The following is an 18,276-nucleotide window of genomic DNA, read 5'->3' on the forward strand; positions in this document are numbered from 1 at the left end:
CCTATGAAAGAAGTATTACTTAGCTTACTTGCTGGGCTTGTTGTCGGGATTTTGTTTAAGTTTTTACGTTTGCCATTGCCAGCTCCACCTGTATTGGCAGGAATGATGGGGGTATTTGGCGTATATTTAGGTGGCGTCGTTGCCGATTGGTTAATGAAGACGTTTTTTAACTAAACAGCCCAAGAAGGGATGATCAACAATGAATAAACAACAGTTAATTGAAGCGGCAAAACAAGCGAGGGAGCGGGCGTACGTTCCGTATTCAAAGTTTAAAGTTGGAGCAGCACTATTAACGAAAGATGGAAAAGTGTACGGTGGCTGCAACATCGAAAACGCATCATACGGTTTATGCAACTGCGCTGAGCGTACAGCTTTATTTAAGGCGTACTCCGAAGGCGATCATGAGTATGCGATGTTAGCCGTTGTTGCGGATACGGAGCGACCAGTTCCGCCGTGTGGCGCATGCCGTCAAGTCATTGTTGAATTATGTGATCCAAATATGCCTGTCATTTTAGCGAATATGAAAGGCGATATGCAAGAAACAACAGTAAAAGAACTTCTTCCTGGAGCGTTTTCAAAAGAAGACTTGCGATAAGCGTCGGTTTTTCCCGACGCTTTTTGCATTGATACATAACAAAAAAGGAAATATAATCATGAGGAAGACATTTGACAGCTGACAACGGAGGGATGACATGAGTAAAGACGTATCAAGAAACAAATTGCTTTGGGTTGCCGGGCTTGGCTGGTTGTTTGATGCGATGGATGTAGGGATGCTTTCGTTTATTATTGCCGCATTGCAAAAGGAATGGAATTTAACGGCCGAGCAAATGGGTTGGATCGGAAGTATCAATTCGATCGGCATGGCCGTCGGTGCGCTCGTTTTTGGATTGTTAGCTGACCGCATTGGGCGAAAACAAGTTTTCATCATTACGCTTTTATTATTTTCCATTGGTAGCGGACTATCAGCGCTTGCGACAACGTTAACGGTCTTTTTAATTTTACGTTTTTTTATCGGTATGGGACTTGGTGGCGAACTGCCTGTTGCGTCAACGCTCGTATCGGAAAGCGTTGCTGCACATGAACGTGGCAAAGTCGTCGTTTTATTGGAAAGCTTTTGGGCAGGCGGTTGGTTACTAGCAGCGCTTATTTCATTTTTCGTTATTCCAGCGTATGGATGGCAAATGGCGCTTATTTTAGGAGCTGTACCAGCGTTATATGCCATTTATTTGCGCATTAACTTACCAGATTCGAAAAAGTTTATGGCGACAAAAACGGAGCGCCGTTCCGTTTGGAAAAATATAACAGACGTTTGGGCAAAACCGTACGCAAAACAAACGACAATGCTTTGGATTTTATGGTTTTCAGTCGTCTTCTCGTACTACGGCATGTTTTTATGGCTACCGAGCGTCATGGTTATGAAAGGATTTAGTTTAATTAAAAGTTTTGAATACGTGCTCATTATGACATTAGCGCAATTACCGGGTTATTTTAGCGTCGCATGGTTAATTGAACGCATCGGTCGAAAAGCAGTACTGACCATTTATTTAACTGGTACCGCATTAAGTGCTTATTTCTTCGGAAATGCTGACTCAGCTGCGGCGTTAATGACGTTTGGGGCATTGTTATCGTTTTTCAACCTTGGGGCATGGGGAGCGCTTTATGCCTATACACCAGAGCAATATCCAACTGCCATTCGCGCGACGGGAGCAGGCATGGCTGCTTCATTCGGACGCATTGGAGGTATTTTAGGACCGCTTCTCGTCGGCTATCTCGTCGCACAAAAAGTATCAATCACGATAATTTTTGCGATTTTTTGTATCGCCATTTTCATCGGGGCGCTCGCTGTTCTTTTCCTTGGCAAAGAAACGAAACAACAAGAACTCGCATAATCATACGAAAAGAAGCTATAATGGTATCATTGTAGCTTCTTTTTTCGAAAGGGGATTTTCTTTTGGGTGTTTCCGTAGTTATCGCGACATATAACCGATTACTTCCATTAGCAGAATTGTTAGAGTCGTTAAGCAAACAAACGTATAAACCAACGCAAGTCATTATTGTTAATGATGGTGGCTCATCTGTGCAAGCTGCTGTCGATGCGTATCCTGAGCTTTCTATTGAACTCATTGAATTGCGTGAAAATGTTGGTCATGTCGAGGCTCGTAATCTCGGTGTACGTACCGCCACAGAAGATTTTATTATGCTTTGTGATGATGACGATTTGCTATTGCCATGCCATATTGAGCGAATGATTGCTAATATGAACGATGCCGATTTTGTATATTCGGACGTAGAAATTTTTCATTATCGTATTGAAAATGGAGTGCGCATCCCGACCGATCGCTTTTTATTTGCATATGAGTTCGATTTACAAGCGATGCGTTCATTTTCGACGTATGTTCCTTCAGGGAGCATGTATCGGCGTACAATTCATGATACAATTGGATATTTTGATCCGTACGTTCATAACTATTGGGACTGGGATTTCTTTTTGCGCGTGGCGAACGAGTTTCGTGTGAAACGTGTAGCGACAGCGAGCGTCCTCTATGCTTTTTCAAATGAAGGCGATCATTTATCAAAGCAAATGAATGAAACGAGACAAATGTATTTAAATCGATTAAGTGAGAAACATCAGCTCGGGGATTTACCGACAAAAAACTTTTGGCTTCTTTTGTCAGAACCGGAAGTAAAAAAGCGACAAGCAACGAGCGAAGTCATATGGAACGGTGAACCGTTTCGTTCCCGTCTTGCTCATCTTATTCATTGTTAGGGGAGAGTTGAAATGTATTGGTGGAGCATTCAGCAATTATTTCTTTTGCTTTTGTTTTCACCGCTTCTTACTCGTCACGTATTTTATGGGCGCGTCAGCTCGTTTTTATCTTTTGTTTGCTTCGCTTTTGGAACGACCGTATTTGCGGAATATATGGTAAAGAAAAAAGGAAAACAAACATGGCTATTTGTCGTTGCGCTACTATGTAATGTGTGTGTTTTACTCGCCGTTGCTTTTGTTATATGAGAAAGCAGAGTCTTTGTGGAGGCTCTGTTTTTTTGTTTATGAAAAAGGAATAAAAAGAAACATGGCGAAAAACTAAAACAGTTGTATAGTTTTCACTTGACAAATAAACATTCCTATATGATAATTTATATCGAATTATAATTGTTATAATTTAATTTTGTTTTCAGTCATATTTTTCGTATGGCTGAAGCATACTACTAACATGCAAAAAAAGATGTAGGAGGATGATTAACAATGCCATTAGTAGGAAAACAAGTACAACCATTTAAAGCGATGGCGTACCATAACGGTGAATTTATCGAGGTAACAGAAGAAAACTTAAAAGGAAAATGGAGCGTCGTTTGCTTCTATCCAGCTGACTTTACGTTCGTTTGCCCAACAGAATTAGAAGATTTACAAAACGAATATCCAAAATTAAAAGAGCTTGGTGTAGAAGTATACTCCGTTTCAACAGATACACATTTCACGCATAAAGCATGGCACGACCATTCACCAGCGATCAGCAAAATCGAATATGTGATGATCGGTGACCCTTCTCAAAAATTATCACGCATGTTCGAAGTGCTTGATGAAGAGACAGGCCTTGCACAACGCGGTACGTTCATTATCGATCCAGACGGCGTTATTCAAGCTGTTGAAATTAACGCTGACGGCATCGGCCGTGATGCAAGCACAATCGTAAACAAAATTAAAGCAGCACAATACGTGCGCAACAACCCTGGCGAAGTATGCCCAGCAAAATGGCAAGAAGGTGGAAAAACATTAAAGCCAAGCCTTGACCTTGTAGGTAAAATTTAAGGAGGCTTACGTAAATGATATTGGATGCTGAAATTAAAGCACAGCTCGCCCAATATCTACAATTGATGGAAAATGACATTGTGTTAAAAGTGAGCGCGGGAGACGATGAAGTTTCCCGCGATATGCTTGCTTTAGTCGATGAACTTGCGATGATGTCATCGAAAATCAAAGTAGAAAAAACAACGCTAGAAAGAACACCAAGTTTTAGCGTCAATCGCGTTGGGGAAGAAACAGGCGTTGTATTTGCGGGCGTGCCTTTAGGACATGAATTTACTTCTCTCGTGCTTGCATTACTTCAAGTGAGTGGAAGACCGCCGAAAGTCGATCAAGCGGTCATTGAACAAATTAAAAACTTAAAAGGGACGTATCGTTTTGAAACATACGTCAGCTTAACGTGCCATAACTGCCCAGATGTCGTTCAAGCGTTAAACGTCATGAGCGTATTGAATCCGAACGTTTCACATACGATGATTGATGGGGCTGCATTTAAAGAAGAAGTCGAGCAAAAAGATGTTATGGCTGTGCCAACGGTCTTTTTAAACGGCGAACCGTTCGTAAGCGGTCGCATGTCGCTCGAGGAAATTCTTGCGAAGTTAGGAAGCACGCCGGATGCTTCTACTTTTGAGGAAAAAGATCCGTTTGATGTGCTCGTCATCGGTGGAGGACCTGCCGGTGCAACAGCTGCCATTTATGCAGCGCGTAAAGGCATTCGCACAGGAATTGTTGCTGAACGCTTCGGCGGTCAAATTTTAGATACGTTAGGCATTGAGAACTTTATTAGCGTGAAATATACAGAAGGTCCGAAGCTTGCTGCGAGCCTTGAGGAACATGTGAAACATTACAATGTTGATATTATGAACTTGCAGCGTGCAAAACGGCTAGAAAAGAAAGACCTTATTGAAGTAGAACTTGAAAATGGGGCGATTTTAAAAAGCAAAGCGGTCATTATCGCCACAGGTGCACGTTGGCGCAATCTCGGTGTCCCAGGCGAAGCGGAGTTTAAAAATAAAGGCGTCGCTTACTGCCCACATTGTGACGGCCCTCTATTTGAAGGAAAACATGTCGCGGTCATTGGTGGTGGAAACTCTGGCGTCGAGGCAGCAATTGACCTTGCGGGAATTGCTAAGCATGTGACGGTGCTTGAATTTGCGCCAGAATTAAAAGCGGATGCTGTATTGCAAGATCGTTTATACAGCTTACCGAACGTTACTGTGATCAAAAACGCGCAAACGAAAGAAATTACGGGCACAGATAAAGTGAATGGTATCACATATATTGATCGCGCAACAGGCGAAGAGCACCATATTGAACTTCAAGGTGTATTCGTGCAAATCGGACTTGTACCGAATACTGAATGGTTAGAAGGAACGGTAGAGCGCAATCGCTTCGGCGAAATTATCGTCGATAAGCGCGGAGCGACAAACGTCCCTGGCGTCTTCGCTGCTGGCGATTGTACAGATAGCGCATATAAACAGATTATCATTTCCATGGGCTCAGGCGCAACAGCTTCTTTAGGAGCGTTTGACTATTTAATTCGAAATTAATATAATCAACCCCTTAACTCACTTTGACCCGCTTTACTGCTTATGTAAAGCGGGTTTTGCTTCTCCCCTTGACTGTCGTATTGCGGTTTGATACAATATCAACCAAATGAAATACAGGTGCAACGATGAAAGATGGATAGTAGCTAAGGGAGTTCTTTTATAGCGAGCTAGGGGTGGTGGAAGCCTAGTAAAGACGCTTAGCGAAACGGCAGTCTGGAGTTGCTTCACGCAAAAGTGGATGCGTTATGCATCAACTAGGGTGGAACCGCGGGAGTTACGCTCTCGTCCCTAGGCGAAAGGCCTAAGGATGAGAGCGTTTTTTGTTTACATTTTATTATTAAGGAGGATGGACGATGTCAGTAACGATGGATCAAATTGTAGCACACGCGAAGCATCGCGGCTTTGTTTTTCCAGGTTCAGAAATTTATGGCGGATTAGCGAATACGTGGGATTACGGTCCGTTAGGGACAGAATTAAAAAATAACATTAAGCGTGCATGGTGGAAAAAGTTCGTTCAACAATCGCCGTACAACGTCGGGTTAGATGCGGCCATTTTAATGAACCCACGCACGTGGGAAGCATCTGGTCATTTAGGAAACTTCAACGATCCGATGATTGACTGTAAACAATGTAAAGCGCGTCATCGGGCGGATAAGTTAATTGAAAGCGCGCTGGAAGCGAAAGGGATTGAAATGGTTGTCGATGGGCTTCCTTTTGAAAAAATGGAGCAGCTCATTCAAGAGCACGACATTGCTTGTCCAGATTGCGGCAGCCGCGACTTTACAAACATTCGTCAATTTAACTTAATGTTTAAAACGTTCCAAGGTGTGACCGAGTCGAGCGCAAACGAAATTTACCTTCGCCCTGAAACAGCACAAGGCATTTTTGTAAACTTTAAAAACGTACAACGAACGATGCGCAAAAAATTGCCGTTCGGTATTGCGCAAATCGGAAAAAGCTTCCGAAACGAAATTACACCAGGAAACTTTACGTTCCGCACACGTGAATTTGAACAAATGGAGCTTGAGTTTTTCTGTAAGCCGGGCGAGGAATTACAGTGGTTTGATTATTGGAAGCAATATTGTGAGCAATGGCTTTTATCGCTTGGTATGAAGCGTGAAAACATTCGTTTGCGCGATCATTCGGAAGACGAATTATCCCACTACAGCAACGCCACAACAGATATTGAATATAAATTCCCGTTTGGTTGGGGCGAGCTATGGGGCATTGCATCGCGTACCGATTACGATTTACGTCGCCATATGGAATATTCAGGTGAAGACTTCCACTACCTTGATCAAGAAACGAACGAACGTTTCATTCCGTACTGCATTGAGCCTTCACTTGGGGCAGATCGCGTCACGCTCGCATTTTTGATCGATGCGTATGAAGAAGAGCAACTGGCAGACGGTACGACGCGCACAGTGATGCACCTTCACCCAGCATTAGCGCCATATAAAGCGGCTGTATTGCCACTATCGAAAAAGTTATCAGAAGGTGCGCGTGCGATCTTTGAACAACTTTCACAACACTTTATGGTCGATTACGACGAGTCCGGTTCGATCGGAAAACGATATCGTCGTCAAGATGAAATTGGAACACCGTTCTGTATTACGTATGATTTTGATTCAGAACAGGACGGCATGGTTACCGTGCGCGACCGCGATACGATGGAACAAACGCGCATTCCAATTGCGGAATTAAAAAGCTTCTTAGAAGAAAAAATTCAATTTTAAGCAAAAACAGGCTATCCTATAAAGTAGGGTAGCCTTTGCATTAGAAAGGAGTGCGGTGATGAGCATATTGAAAAACGATTGGGCTCCTTTATTACAAGAGGAGTTTCAAAAACCGTATTATGTGAAATTGCGTCAATTTTTAAAAGAAGAATATCGAACGAAAACGATTTATCCTGATATGCACGACATTTTCAACGCTCTTCATTACACCCCGTATGCGAACGTAAAAGTCGTCATTTTAGGACAAGACCCGTACCATGGGCCAAATCAAGCGCATGGATTAAGTTTTTCCGTCAAACCGGGCGTCGCTTTGCCTCCATCGTTATTAAACATTTTTAAAGAGTTACAAGATGACCTAGGGGGCTATATTCCAAACAACGGCTACTTATTAAAATGGGCAAAGCAAGGTGTATTGCTTTTAAATACAGTATTGACAGTACGACGTGGAGAGGCGAATTCGCATAAAGGAAAGGGGTGGGAACATTTTACCGATCGCGTCATTGAACTTGTGAATGAAAAGCGTGAACCCGTTGTTTTCATTTTATGGGGGCGTCATGCGCAAGCGAAAAAAGAGCTCATCACAAATGAGCATCATTATATCATTGAAGCGCCGCATCCGAGTCCATTTTCTGCAGCACGAGGCTTTTTCGGAAGCCGCCCTTTTTCAAAAACGAATACTTTTTTACAACAGACAGGGAGAGAGCCAATTGACTGGCAAATCGAAAACATATAATGAGAGAGTAAATTGTTATGCATGCAAGCATTTTTATGTGACATGGGATGCGCAAATGCCGCGTGGTTGTCGGGCATTCGGTTTTAAAAGCGTGCTGTTGCCGTCTATTGTCGTCAAGCAATCATCTGGTGTGCCTTGCATGAAGTTTGTACAAAAAGAACATAAGGGGAGAAACGGATGAGTTCATCGCGCTCGATCGTCGTTTCCGTCATCGCGATGATTGTCGCCATTATCGCAGGAACGATCGGATTTATGTTTTCGGAACAATTAACGTTTTTTGATGCGCTTTGGTTGACAGTTGTTACGATTTTAACGGTTGGCTATGGCGATACAGTGCCACAAACGTTTTATGGCAAACTGTTTGCCCTCATCATTATTCCAGTTGGTATTAGCATTGTGACATATGCGACAGGGGCAGTCGTGTCGATGATGATGGAAGGAGAATTTTCAAAAACGGTTCGGAGGCGAAAAATGAAAAAGAAAATTGAAGCGATGACAAACCACATTATTGTGTGTGGGTTCGGACGCGTCGGAGAGCAAGTCGTGCGCGAGCTTGTCAAAAACGGGACAGCCGTCGTTGTCATTGAACGGAATACAGATTGGCTGGAAGAAATGAATGATCCGATTCCGTACATCGAAGGGGATGCGACAGAAGATGACGTGTTGATTGCCGCAGGTATTGAACGAGCTGCAGGATTAGTTGCAGCACTGCCTTCTGATGCTGATAACGTCTTTATCTCCCTCACAGCAAAAGGGTTAAATCGCGACATTCAAATTGTCGCGCGCGCCGAGCGACCGGAGTCGGAGGAAAAGTTGCGTCGTGCAGGTGCTGATAAAGTCATTAACCCATCGTTTTTGAGCGGTCGACGTATGGCGATGACGATGTTAAAGCCTGTCAGTGTCGATTATGTCGATACGATTTTTCACGGCCATGCAGAGCAATACGCGATTGAAGAAGTGACAATTGAGCCGCATTCTTCATTTGTTGGGACATCTGTCCGCGATCAAGCGGTGCGCACGCGCTTTCGTGTGACGATTATTGCGATTCAACGTCAAAACAACATGATTGGTAACCCAACGCCAGAGGAGCGGTTTTTCGTTGGCGATGTCCTGATCGTATTCGGTGAAAAACGAGCGCTAGAGTCGTTTGAACAGGCGGTAAATCAAAAATAAGCAGCCGAATCGGCTGCTTATTGTAATGCATAAATTCTCGCTTCGTGCGGACGCATATGAAGCGTTGTGCCTTCTTCTTTTACATCTGTATAATTGCCGAGCAAAAGATGGCGGTGAGCGGAAGCAAGCTCTTCTGGTAACTCATATACGTTGTCGTTGTCGCAATGGTTTAAGACGATGAGCCAGCGGACGCCATCAAGCTCGCGCGTGTAGGCGTAAATGTACGGATCATTTTCCGAAAAATCGCGGAACGTTCCGTACACCATGACTGGATGTTGCTTGCGCAGTTGAATGAGCTTTTTATAGTAATAATATACAGAGTTCGGATCGGCTAACGCTTGCTTTACATTGATTTCTTTATAGTTCGGATTCACTTTTAGCCAAGGTGTTCCTGTTGTAAATCCAGCATGTTCGCTATCATCCCACTGCATTGGCGTACGCGAGTTATCTCGGCTTAGTAGCTGCAAGCTTTCAAGCACTTCTTTCGGATCGCGACCTTTTGCCACTTCTTCTGCGTATTTATTTTTCATCGCAATGTCGTTATAGTCGTCGATCGAGTCAAACTTGACGCCAGTCATGCCAATTTCTTCACCTTGATAAATGTACGGTGTTCCAGGCAACGTATGCACGAGCGTAGCGAGCAATTTCGCTGATTCGACGCGGAATTGTTTATCGTTTCCGTAGCGCGTCACTTGTCGCGTATGGTCGTGATTGTTTAAAAACTGCGAGTTCCACCCTTTGCCCCACAATCCTTCGTACCAACGTTTTTGAATTTGTTTAAAACGAATCGGGTCCCATGTCGGCATTTCGTCGCACACTTCAAAGTGGAACAAAGTATGTAGTTCATTTCGGTCTTCCCCGACATATTTTAATCCTTCCTCTGGCGACACGAAAGCGACTTCTCCAACGGTGAAAATATCATAATGTTTTAATACTTTTTCATTCATTTCTTTTAAATAATCATGCACGCCTGGATTGTTTGTTAAATAACGAATGTCATACGGATTTTCGGCATCTGGGAATCCGTCAGGTTTTGCGAGTAAGGCAATGGCGTCTAAACGGAACCCGTCGATCCCTTTATCTAACCAAAAACGCATCATTTTATAAATTTCTTCACGAACTTCTTTGTTTTCCCAGTTCAAATCTGGCTGTTCTACCGCAAACGAATGGAAATAATATTGTCCTGTGTTTTCATCATATTCCCATGCGGATGGAGTAAAGTACGAGCGCCAGTTATTCGGTTTGTCGCGCCATATGTACCAATCGCGTTTCGGATTGTCTTTTGACGAACGAGATTCAAGAAACCAAGGATGTTGATCGGATGTATGGTTCACGACAAGGTCCATAATTAATTTCATTCCGCGTTTATGCACCTCGTTCAACAAGCGTTCAAACGTCCCCATATCCCCTGCTTTGTCCATGATGCGATAGTAATCAGAAATGTCGTATCCGTTATCTTTATCAGGCGACTCATAGCACGGATTGAGCCAAATGACATCCACCCCTAAGTCGCGAATGTAATCGAGCTTTTGAATAAGCCCTTCTAAATCACCGTATCCATCGCCGTTTGAATCAAAAAAGCTGCGCCAATATACTTGATATACGACGGCTTCTTTCCACCATGTCCGTTTCATTTGTTGTCACTCCTTTTTTAAGCGTTTTCAATTTGAAAAGTTGCTATGTATAAGATACCATTGTTGTAAAGGAAAAAGAAGTAGGGAGTGAAAACGTTTTGGACATATCGGTGACAAATGTATTCGCAAAAATAGAAGAAGAAATCGCAAAAGCAAAACAAGCATCATCACCGCAAGCGGTGCGTGAACATATATATGCTGTTCGCGCGTTGTGCGACATTATTTTGCAACAACCATCACCAAACAAACAGGAAGTGACTTTGTCGCAACCAGCAACAACCGAACGATTAGACATCGGTGTCGATGCGAACGGACCGTCATTACTTGATTTTTAGGAGGGGGACAACATGAAACTATTTACAATTATCGCTTCAATTAGTGCAGCATTATGTGTGGCGCTAGGGGCGTTCGGGGCGCATGTGTTGGAAGGAAGAATTCCAGATCGATATATAGACACGTGGCAAAAAGCTGTTCAATATCAAATGTTCCATACGATTGGTTTGTTTCTCGTTGCGCTGCTGGCAACAAAATGGCCCCAAGTGACGCCTGTTGGTTGGTTTATGCTTGCAGGAATCGTTTTATTTTCAGGTAGTTTATACGTACTAAGCTTAACGCAAATAAAAATACTCGGGGCGATTACGCCGTTTGGGGGCGTATCGTTCATCGTTGCGTGGCTATTTTTAGCATATATCGCGATAAAACAAATGTAAAACGAGGCGCTGTGGACGCCTCGTTTTTAACGTGGAGCATATGTGCTTAATCCGACACCAGATGCAAATGGGTATTCATAATTAATTTCTTCATCGAATGTCACATAGTCGAGATAAATCATTGGCAATAAATAACGCATTCCTGTTTGCGGATCGCTTAAAATGAGATGATCGCGACCAGCTGCTTCAATGACACCGCGGAAAATTTTCGCGTTCCATTCACGATTGTTTTCAAACGTCATATAAACGGTCGCAATTTTCCCTTTGTTTAAGCGCAAAATGTTTTCAATGTACGATTCTTCGATCGGAAGCATGCCAGGAAGCGGCTGACTGGCCGTTGTCGGCGTTTGCATCGCCCCTGTTTGTGGTGTAAATGTTGGTGTAGGCAAGCCAAACGGATATGTCGGCATTTGGTATGGATAGTAGTACGGATACGAATAATATGGCATTTGTTGACGTTCATCACTCATTGAAACCCCTCCTTTTAATATACGCGTGGACAATTAGAACTCGTCGGTGCATAAAAACAATGTGCCTTAAAACGTCCGGCATTCCATTGATTAAACCATTGCGGTGGGCAACTGCCATCTGGCCGGAAAAACCAAAGCGAATTCGTTGCGGGATGAAAACGTTCCCCGCGGATGACGCGGCGGGCAAGACGAATGTCTTCTTCACGCGCCCGTTGATAAAAATACCCTTTTTGTACTGCTTCAAATCCTCCAGGGCTTTGAAATACCATTTGACGAATGGTACGAAGCCCTTCAAAGTCTAAACAGTTTGCGCGCACACGGTTCACTCCAACGTTTCCAACCATCAACATACCGAGCTGTCCGTCTTCCTCTGCCTCTGCGCGCATAAGACGGGCAAGCAATTTGACATCTTCTTCTGTATACGCAATAACAGCCATCCCTTCACCTCACTTTATGAAAATCGCTATTAGCCTATGATGAGACATACGAAAATGTGAGGAAAGTCGTCATTGTTATATGTATGAAAGAGATGATAAAAAAAGACCTCCAAATCGGAGGCCTACACATGTAAAAACTGTTCCATTTTTTCTTTCGGTAAAATGTTGCCGACGAAGAAAGAGCCGAATTCACCAAAACGTGCGCTCACTTCATCGAAACGCATTTCGTACACAAGCTTTTTAAATTGAAGTACATCATTTGAAAAGAGCGTGACGCCCCATTCATAGTCATCAAAGCCGACCGAACCGGTAATGATTTGTACGACTTTTCCAGCATATTTTCTTCCCGTCATGCCGTGTGCACGCATTAAATTGCGACGCTCTTCCATCGGAAGCATGTACCAGTTGTCGTTTCCTTGACGGCGCTTGTCCATCGGATAAAAGCAAACATGGTTTGTTTTCGGTAAGATCGGATATAAACGGCGACGCACTTCTGGATTTTCGTACGGGTCGCCTGCTTCTGCTGGCAAGTAGTTGCTTAATTCAACGACAGAGACGTATGAATAAGCAGGTACGAGATATTCAGCGAGCTTTGTTTTATTGATTGCCGTTTCAATTTCATGAAGCTCTTCCATCGTTGGACGTAAAAGCATGAACATCAAATCTGCTTTTTGCCCCATAATGGTGTAAATCGCATGGCTGCCTTCATTTGCCGCTTCTGTTTTTTCCCATTTTTCCACTAATGTGAAAAACTCTTGTATTGCTTCTTGGCGCTCTTCATTTGTGAGCGTTTTCCAAGCCGCCCAATCAACCGTGCGGAAATCATGCAGACAATACCAACCGTCTAGCGTTTGTGCTGCTTCGCTCATGTCCAACACTCCTTTTGTTATGTACTACCGAAATTGTATCATATGTGTTTCGTTTATGCCAAACGCACTATTTGAACCGTTTGTAAATAAGAAAAGCAATGATAATGACAATGCCACCAACGATTGTGATCGTTGTAAAATGTTGTTCAATAAATGTTTTCGCTTGAGCGCCTAACATGAAAATAATAAGCCCTTCTGCGAAAAAGCGCGCCCCACGACCGATGAACGACCAAAAAAGCAACGTGCGAATGTTGACGTTAGAAATTCCGGAGAAAATAGTGAACACTTTATACGGAATCGGGGTGAAACCAGCGATAACGATCGCCATTGCCCCGTATTGTTGAAAATATTGTTCTACTTTATCCATCTTTTCATCAGAGATAAAATAACGCAAAATCGGTCTGCCGAATTTTTTCCCAATGTACCATCCAAGCAGCGCACCGAATACGGAAGCGACCGTTGTTAAAAAGGAAAACCATAACGCTTTCTCCGGCTGGGCAATGCTTAACGGAATTAATAACACATCAGGCGGAATCGGAAAAAATGAAGATTCTGTAAACGAAACGATAACGAGACCGATGACGCCAAATTCAAGCAACCATTGTTCAATATGATGAATCCATTGTGACATATATAATAACGCTCCTTTATTTGTACATGTTCCTTAACAAATATATCACTTTTTAGGCTATATATCACTCAAGATAAAAAACAGAATTGTTATAAAAAAAAGACTATTTTCGTTTATGGTGTAATTCATTGCTTTTCGTCTCAATAAGAGTATTCTAATAGATAGACGAATTTTTTTAAACTAAGGAGGAACATTTCGTGAGTGATTTATTTGCAGCCTTAAAACAAAAGGTGGCAGGAAAAAATGTAACGATCGTGTTTCCGGAAGGACTAGATGAACGTATTTTGACAGCGGTCGGACGTCTAGCGGCAGAAAATGTATTGCATCCGATTGTCATCGGCGAGCAAGAAGCTGTCGTCCAGAAAGCGAAAGAGCTTGGTTTGACGCTTGGGAAAGTAGAAATCATCGATCCACGTACGTACGAAGGAATGGAGGAAATGGTTGCCGCGTTTATTGAACGTCGCAAAGGAAAAGTGACGGAAGAAGATGCGCGCAACATTTTACTTGATGAAAATTACTTCGGTACGATGCTTGTGTATATGGGGAAAGCGCATGGGCTTGTGAGCGGTGCCGCGCATTCGACAGCGGATACAGTTCGCCCTGCGTTACAAATTATTAAAACAAAGCCAGGTATTCGCAAAACGTCTGGCGTGTTCATTATGGTGCGCGGCGATGAGAAATACGTATTTGCTGATTGCGCCATTAACATCGCTCCAGATAGCCAAGATTTAGCGGAAATCGCTATTGAGAGCGCACAAACAGCGAAAATGTTTGATATTGAGCCACGTGTAGCGATGCTTAGCTTCTCCACGAAAGGATCGGCGAAATCGCCAGAAACAGAAAAAGTGATTGAAGCGGTGCGCATCGCAAAAGAAATGGCCCCAGAGTTAACGCTCGATGGCGAGTTTCAATTTGATGCCGCATTCGTTCCGTCTGTGGCGAAAAAGAAAGCGCCAGACTCTGTCATTCAAGGCGATGCGAACGTCTTTATTTTCCCAAGCTTAGAAGCGGGAAATATCGGATATAAAATTGCACAACGTCTCGGCAATTTTGAAGCGGTCGGTCCAATTTTACAAGGACTAAATCAACCGGTGAACGATTTATCGCGCGGATGTAACGCCGAAGATGTGTACAAGCTATCACTCATCACAGCAGCGCAGGCGCTTGCGGCGATGGAATAATGAGCGAATTGTTGCGACAACAAACGTGGCGAATAATTGACCACACAACCCTTGGGCCATCGTTTGATGCGAAGCAGTCATTTGCGTTTGATGATGCGCTTTGCGAATCGGTTGGAAACGGTGAATCGCATCCGATCGTTCGCTTATGGGTCCATCATCAGACCGTTGTGCTTGGCATTCAAGATACGAAATTGCCGTACATTGAAAAAGGACTCGCCTACTTACATGAGCACGGTTGGCGTACGATCGTTCGCAACTCTGGTGGGTTGGCGGTCGTATTAGATGAAGGGGTTTTAAACGTTTCACTTATTTTTCCTGATACAAAAAAAGGAATTGACATTGATCGTGGGTATGAGGCAATGGCCGCGCTCATTGCGCGCATGTTGCCAGAAGCGCACGTGCAAGCGGGGGAAGTTATTGGCTCGTATTGTCCAGGAAGTTTTGATTTAAGCATTGATGGAAAAAAGTTTGCGGGCATTTCACAGCGCCGCATTCGAGGCGGTGTCGCTGTGCAAGTGTATATATGTGCAAACGGAAGCGGCGCAACACGAGCGGAGTGGATTCGTCAGTTTTATGAGCGCGCGCTTGCGGGAGAACAAACGAAGTTTACGTATCCGACGATTGTTCCACATACGATGGCGTCGCTTAGTGAATTACTCTGCAAAGAAATGACAGTTTCTACGCTTATCATTCGCCTATACGAAGCGCTCCAATCGCTTGGAAGTAGGCTCGAGCCATCGTCGCTCACCCCAAAAGAATGGGAGCGGTATAACATGTATTTTCAACGTATGATTGATCGAAACGAGACGATGTTGCCGAAATAAAAAAGCTGTCCGATGCGACAGCTTTTTACTCGGCAATCTTTTCGATTTTTTCTAAGTTTCCGTTACGATCCATTTTGAAAATAGGTGGTTTAAACTCATCCTCTGAAATTTCCATTTGTCTTGCACGGTTAATGATGCGTGCCATCGTTCCGTAATCCTCGCGTAATTCTTCATTTTCTTTTTGAAGTTTTGTAAATTGTTGTTCTAGTTGTTTATATTGTTGTTGTAGTTGTTCGAGCTCAATCTTCAGTTGTTTATTTTCCACTAGCGCTGTTTCTTGTCCGATATACGATTGTTTTAAAGAGTGTAAAAAAGCAATAACATGGTCAAGCGTTAAATGATTTGTTTCGACATGTTCATATTCATTTGCTTGCACTTCTAACGGTTCCATTCCTAACTCTTCAAGCGAAGGAACAGGTGGTGTATAAAGCGGCCGCTTTCGCAATGCGTGTTTATTTCCAAGGGCACGCTGCCGTTGTTTTCGGAACTTTTTCGCCATTTGTAACGATTCTTCATATTGTTGGCGAACGACCGCATTCCAGCGAAACCCGCATGCCGCTGACGTACGATTCAATTTATCGCCTACTTCTTCAAACGCATTTAATTGCGTGCTCCCTTCGCGCACGTGGCGCAACACCGTTTCAGCTAACAATAAATCTTCTTCTTCAGTCCAAGCATCTTGTCGTTTTTTTGTCATGAAAAAAACCCCTTTCGCATTCTTTTACTTTCATAATCACCAAAAAACGAGAAATATATACTATTTTTCAAAGGAAATAGATGCAGCTTGCATTGTTCGCGTATACGCGTTAGAATACTCGTTAGCGAAAAGGAGTGAGGACGGTATGCAAAATGAATTTCGCGTCTGTGACGACTGTCAAGCAACGAATTTAAAAACGTTGTTGCCAAGGTTAAAAAAATTAGATCCGAACGCAACAATCGAAATTGGCTGCCAATCGTATTGCGGTCCAGGTCGAAAAAAAGTATTTGCGTTCGTCAACAATCGACCTGTATCAGCGATGACGGAAGAAGAGTTAATCGAAAAAATTGCTGCGAAGTTGAAAAAATAAGGTGGCTGTCACCGATCAAGGGGCATTCTATGAGAAAGGAATGCCTTTTTTGTTTGATTTTAGTGCATATCATTGAAGGAAGTCTTTGTTTTTTTAAAAGAACGCTCTATAATAAAGCTATGTTATGAACGGAAGAGAGGGAGAACGATTGTATCCCAACGAAAAATTGAGCGAAGAGAAAGTGTTCAAAGATCCGGTGCATCGGTATGTGCATGTGCGTGATAAAGTCATTTGGGATTTAATTGGTACAAAAGAATTTCAACGGTTGCGTCGCATTAAACAGCTCGGTACGACGTATTTGACGTTTCACGGTGCGGAACATAGCCGCTTTAACCATTCGCTTGGCGTATATGAGATCGTGCGCCGCATCGTTGACGATGTGTTCGCTGGTCGTGCGGATTGGGATGAAAACGAGCGGCTGCTTTGTTTATGTGCTGCGCTTTTGCATGATTTAGGACATGGACCTTTTTCCCATTCGTTTGAAAAAGTGTTTCATCTTGACCATGAACAATTTACGCGCGCGATTATTTTAGGCGATACAGAAGTAAACGCGGTACTTCGTCGTGTATCGTTAGACTTTCCGAAAAAGGTTGCGGAAGTCATTGCGAAGACGTATGAAAATAAGCTCGTCGTTAGTCTTATTTCAAGTCAAATCGACGCGGATCGCATGGACTATTTATTGCGCGATGCATATTATACAGGCGTCAGCTACGGGCATTTTGATATGGAACGCATTTTGCGTGTGATGCGTCCACGCGAGGAGCAAGTCGTCATTAAACGAAGCGGCATGCACGCAGTAGAAGACTACATTATGAGCCGATACCAAATGTATTGGCAAGTGTATTTCCATCCCGTGACGCGCAGTGCAGAAGTCATTTTGACGAAAATTTTGCATCGTGCGAAACATTTGTATTTGACAGGCTATACATTTCAAACACCTCCTGTTCACTTCCAATCTCTTTTTCATGGACACTCGCAACTAGAAGACTACTTAAAGTTAGATGAGGCGGTGACATTATTTTATTTTCAACAATGGCAAGAGGAACGAGATGCGATTTTAAGCGATTTATGCCGCCGTTTTATGAATCGCAATTTATTTAAATACGTCGAATTTCAACCGACGAATGAAGAAATGAAAAAGTTGATGGAACTGACGACGTTGTTTAAAAAAGCGGGCATTGATCCGGATTATTATTTAGTCGTTGACTCCTCATCGGATCTTCCGTACGACTTTTATCGTCCGGGGGAAGAGGAGGAAAGGCTTCCGATTTATTTGTTAATGCCGAGCGGGGAGTTGCGCGAATTGTCGCGGGAATCGACGATCGTTGATGCGATTTCAGGCAAACGTCGCACCGATCATAAACTATATTTTCCACAAGATTTTCTTGACGACTTATCGACAAAACGAAACGTGAAGAAAAAAATAAAACAACTTTTATATGAATAGGAGATGGGG

General features: G+C 43.2%; 23 protein-coding genes. 17 read left to right on the plus strand and 6 right to left on the minus strand.

Annotation, left to right across the window (positions count from 1 at the left end; translation table 11 throughout):
• Window positions 1-3 precede the first annotated feature (3 nt).
• From HNR63_RS00390 to HNR63_RS00435, 11 genes are all read left to right on the plus strand, one after another.
• Window positions 4-174, plus strand: a complete 171-nt coding sequence (locus HNR63_RS00390) for a XapX domain-containing protein (protein WP_003397112.1) — start codon at window positions 4-6, stop codon at window positions 172-174.
• 25 nt (window positions 175-199) lie between these two features.
• Window positions 200-595: a cytidine deaminase gene (locus tag HNR63_RS00395; RefSeq protein WP_019416459.1), complete on the plus strand. Its 396-nt coding sequence runs from the start codon at window positions 200-202 to the stop codon at window positions 593-595.
• A gap of 97 nt (window positions 596-692) precedes the next feature.
• On the plus strand, window positions 693-1,889 hold the full coding sequence (locus tag HNR63_RS00400) for an MFS transporter (protein ID WP_181519435.1): 1,197 nt from the start codon (window positions 693-695) through the stop codon (window positions 1,887-1,889).
• 62 nt (window positions 1,890-1,951) lie between these two features.
• The gene (locus HNR63_RS00405) at window positions 1,952-2,767 is read left to right on the plus strand and encodes a glycosyltransferase family 2 protein (protein ID WP_181519436.1); all 816 of its coding nucleotides are present in this window, start codon (window positions 1,952-1,954) and stop codon (window positions 2,765-2,767) included.
• A gap of 12 nt (window positions 2,768-2,779) precedes the next feature.
• Window positions 2,780-3,013 (plus strand): hypothetical protein, encoded by a 234-nt coding sequence (locus HNR63_RS00410; protein ID WP_181519437.1) that lies wholly within the window; start codon window positions 2,780-2,782, stop codon window positions 3,011-3,013.
• A gap of 234 nt (window positions 3,014-3,247) precedes the next feature.
• Entirely contained in the window at window positions 3,248-3,811 is a 564-nt protein-coding gene (gene ahpC / locus HNR63_RS00415) for an alkyl hydroperoxide reductase subunit C (RefSeq protein WP_035050260.1), read from the plus strand.
• A gap of 14 nt (window positions 3,812-3,825) precedes the next feature.
• A complete protein-coding gene (ahpF, locus tag HNR63_RS00420) occupies window positions 3,826-5,355 on the plus strand; it encodes an alkyl hydroperoxide reductase subunit F (protein ID WP_181519438.1) in 1,530 nt (509 codons plus the stop codon).
• Window positions 5,356-5,708: 353 nt separating this feature from the next.
• Window positions 5,709-7,091 (plus strand): glycine--tRNA ligase, encoded by a 1,383-nt coding sequence (locus HNR63_RS00425; protein WP_043967925.1) that lies wholly within the window; start codon window positions 5,709-5,711, stop codon window positions 7,089-7,091.
• A 58-nt stretch (window positions 7,092-7,149) separates the two neighbouring features.
• Complete coding sequence (locus HNR63_RS00430) at window positions 7,150-7,824, plus strand: uracil-DNA glycosylase (protein ID WP_181519439.1); 675 nt, start codon at window positions 7,150-7,152, stop codon at window positions 7,822-7,824.
• Window positions 7,799-8,005, plus strand: coding sequence for a uracil-DNA glycosylase (locus tag HNR63_RS13810; protein ID WP_246316692.1), 207 nt, complete (start codon window positions 7,799-7,801; stop codon window positions 8,003-8,005). The genes HNR63_RS00430 and HNR63_RS13810 overlap by 26 nt, the downstream gene beginning before the upstream one ends.
• Complete coding sequence (locus tag HNR63_RS00435; protein WP_181519440.1) at window positions 8,002-8,997, plus strand: potassium channel family protein; 996 nt, start codon at window positions 8,002-8,004, stop codon at window positions 8,995-8,997. The genes HNR63_RS13810 and HNR63_RS00435 overlap by 4 nt, the downstream gene beginning before the upstream one ends.
• A 17-nt stretch (window positions 8,998-9,014) precedes the next feature.
• Here the strand turns inward: HNR63_RS00435 and HNR63_RS00440 are convergent, their stop codons facing one another.
• On the minus strand, window positions 9,015-10,631 hold the full coding sequence (locus tag HNR63_RS00440; RefSeq protein ID WP_181519441.1) for a glycoside hydrolase family 13 protein: 1,617 nt from the start codon (window positions 10,629-10,631) through the stop codon (window positions 9,015-9,017).
• A gap of 98 nt (window positions 10,632-10,729) precedes the next feature.
• Here HNR63_RS00440 and HNR63_RS00445 point away from each other — a divergent pair, with 98 nt between their 5' ends.
• Together HNR63_RS00445 and HNR63_RS00450 are read left to right on the plus strand one after the other, a co-directional pair.
• On the plus strand, window positions 10,730-10,966 hold the full coding sequence (locus HNR63_RS00445) for a YwdI family protein (RefSeq protein WP_181519442.1): 237 nt from the start codon (window positions 10,730-10,732) through the stop codon (window positions 10,964-10,966).
• 12 nt (window positions 10,967-10,978) lie between these two features.
• Entirely contained in the window at window positions 10,979-11,341 is a 363-nt protein-coding gene (locus HNR63_RS00450) for a DUF423 domain-containing protein (protein WP_042888235.1), read from the plus strand.
• Between the two features lie 26 nt (window positions 11,342-11,367).
• On the opposite strand, the gene gerQ is transcribed toward HNR63_RS00450, so the two are convergent.
• From gerQ to HNR63_RS00470, 4 genes are all read right to left on the minus strand, one after another.
• Window positions 11,368-11,811 carry a spore coat protein GerQ gene (gene gerQ / locus HNR63_RS00455; RefSeq protein ID WP_021094358.1) on the minus strand — a complete coding sequence of 148 codons (444 nt, stop codon included), beginning with the start codon at window positions 11,809-11,811 and terminating at the stop codon, window positions 11,368-11,370.
• A gap of 14 nt (window positions 11,812-11,825) precedes the next feature.
• Complete coding sequence (locus HNR63_RS00460) at window positions 11,826-12,248, minus strand: cell wall hydrolase (RefSeq protein WP_181519443.1); 423 nt, start codon at window positions 12,246-12,248, stop codon at window positions 11,826-11,828.
• A 122-nt stretch (window positions 12,249-12,370) separates the two neighbouring features.
• Entirely contained in the window at window positions 12,371-13,117 is a 747-nt protein-coding gene (hemQ, locus tag HNR63_RS00465) for a hydrogen peroxide-dependent heme synthase (protein ID WP_009361007.1), read from the minus strand.
• Window positions 13,118-13,184: 67 nt separating this feature from the next.
• On the minus strand, window positions 13,185-13,748 hold the full coding sequence (locus tag HNR63_RS00470; protein ID WP_181519444.1) for a YqaA family protein: 564 nt from the start codon (window positions 13,746-13,748) through the stop codon (window positions 13,185-13,187).
• 197 nt (window positions 13,749-13,945) lie between these two features.
• Here HNR63_RS00470 and pta point away from each other — a divergent pair, with 197 nt between their 5' ends.
• Window positions 13,946-14,929, plus strand: a complete 984-nt coding sequence (gene pta / locus HNR63_RS00475; protein ID WP_021094354.1) for a phosphate acetyltransferase — start codon at window positions 13,946-13,948, stop codon at window positions 14,927-14,929.
• Window positions 14,929-15,753 (plus strand): octanoyl-[GcvH]:protein N-octanoyltransferase, encoded by an 825-nt coding sequence (lipL, locus tag HNR63_RS00480; RefSeq protein WP_181519445.1) that lies wholly within the window; start codon window positions 14,929-14,931, stop codon window positions 15,751-15,753. Before pta ends, lipL begins: the two co-directional genes overlap by 1 nt.
• A gap of 25 nt (window positions 15,754-15,778) precedes the next feature.
• Here lipL and HNR63_RS00485 read toward each other — a convergent pair whose 3' ends face one another.
• Window positions 15,779-16,450, minus strand: a complete 672-nt coding sequence (locus tag HNR63_RS00485; protein WP_009361003.1) for an RsfA family transcriptional regulator — start codon at window positions 16,448-16,450, stop codon at window positions 15,779-15,781.
• A gap of 145 nt (window positions 16,451-16,595) precedes the next feature.
• Here HNR63_RS00485 and HNR63_RS00490 point away from each other — a divergent pair, with 145 nt between their 5' ends.
• Window positions 16,596-16,820 (plus strand): YuzB family protein, encoded by a 225-nt coding sequence (locus HNR63_RS00490; RefSeq protein ID WP_181519446.1) that lies wholly within the window; start codon window positions 16,596-16,598, stop codon window positions 16,818-16,820.
• A gap of 124 nt (window positions 16,821-16,944) precedes the next feature.
• The gene (locus HNR63_RS00495) at window positions 16,945-18,267 is read left to right on the plus strand and encodes an HD domain-containing protein (RefSeq protein ID WP_181519447.1); all 1,323 of its coding nucleotides are present in this window, start codon (window positions 16,945-16,947) and stop codon (window positions 18,265-18,267) included.
• Window positions 18,268-18,276: the final 9 nt, after the last annotated feature.

Origin of the sequence: Anoxybacillus ayderensis, assembly GCF_013761015.1 — a bacterium.
GTDB lineage: Bacteria > Bacillota > Bacilli > Bacillales > Anoxybacillaceae > Anoxybacillus > Anoxybacillus ayderensis.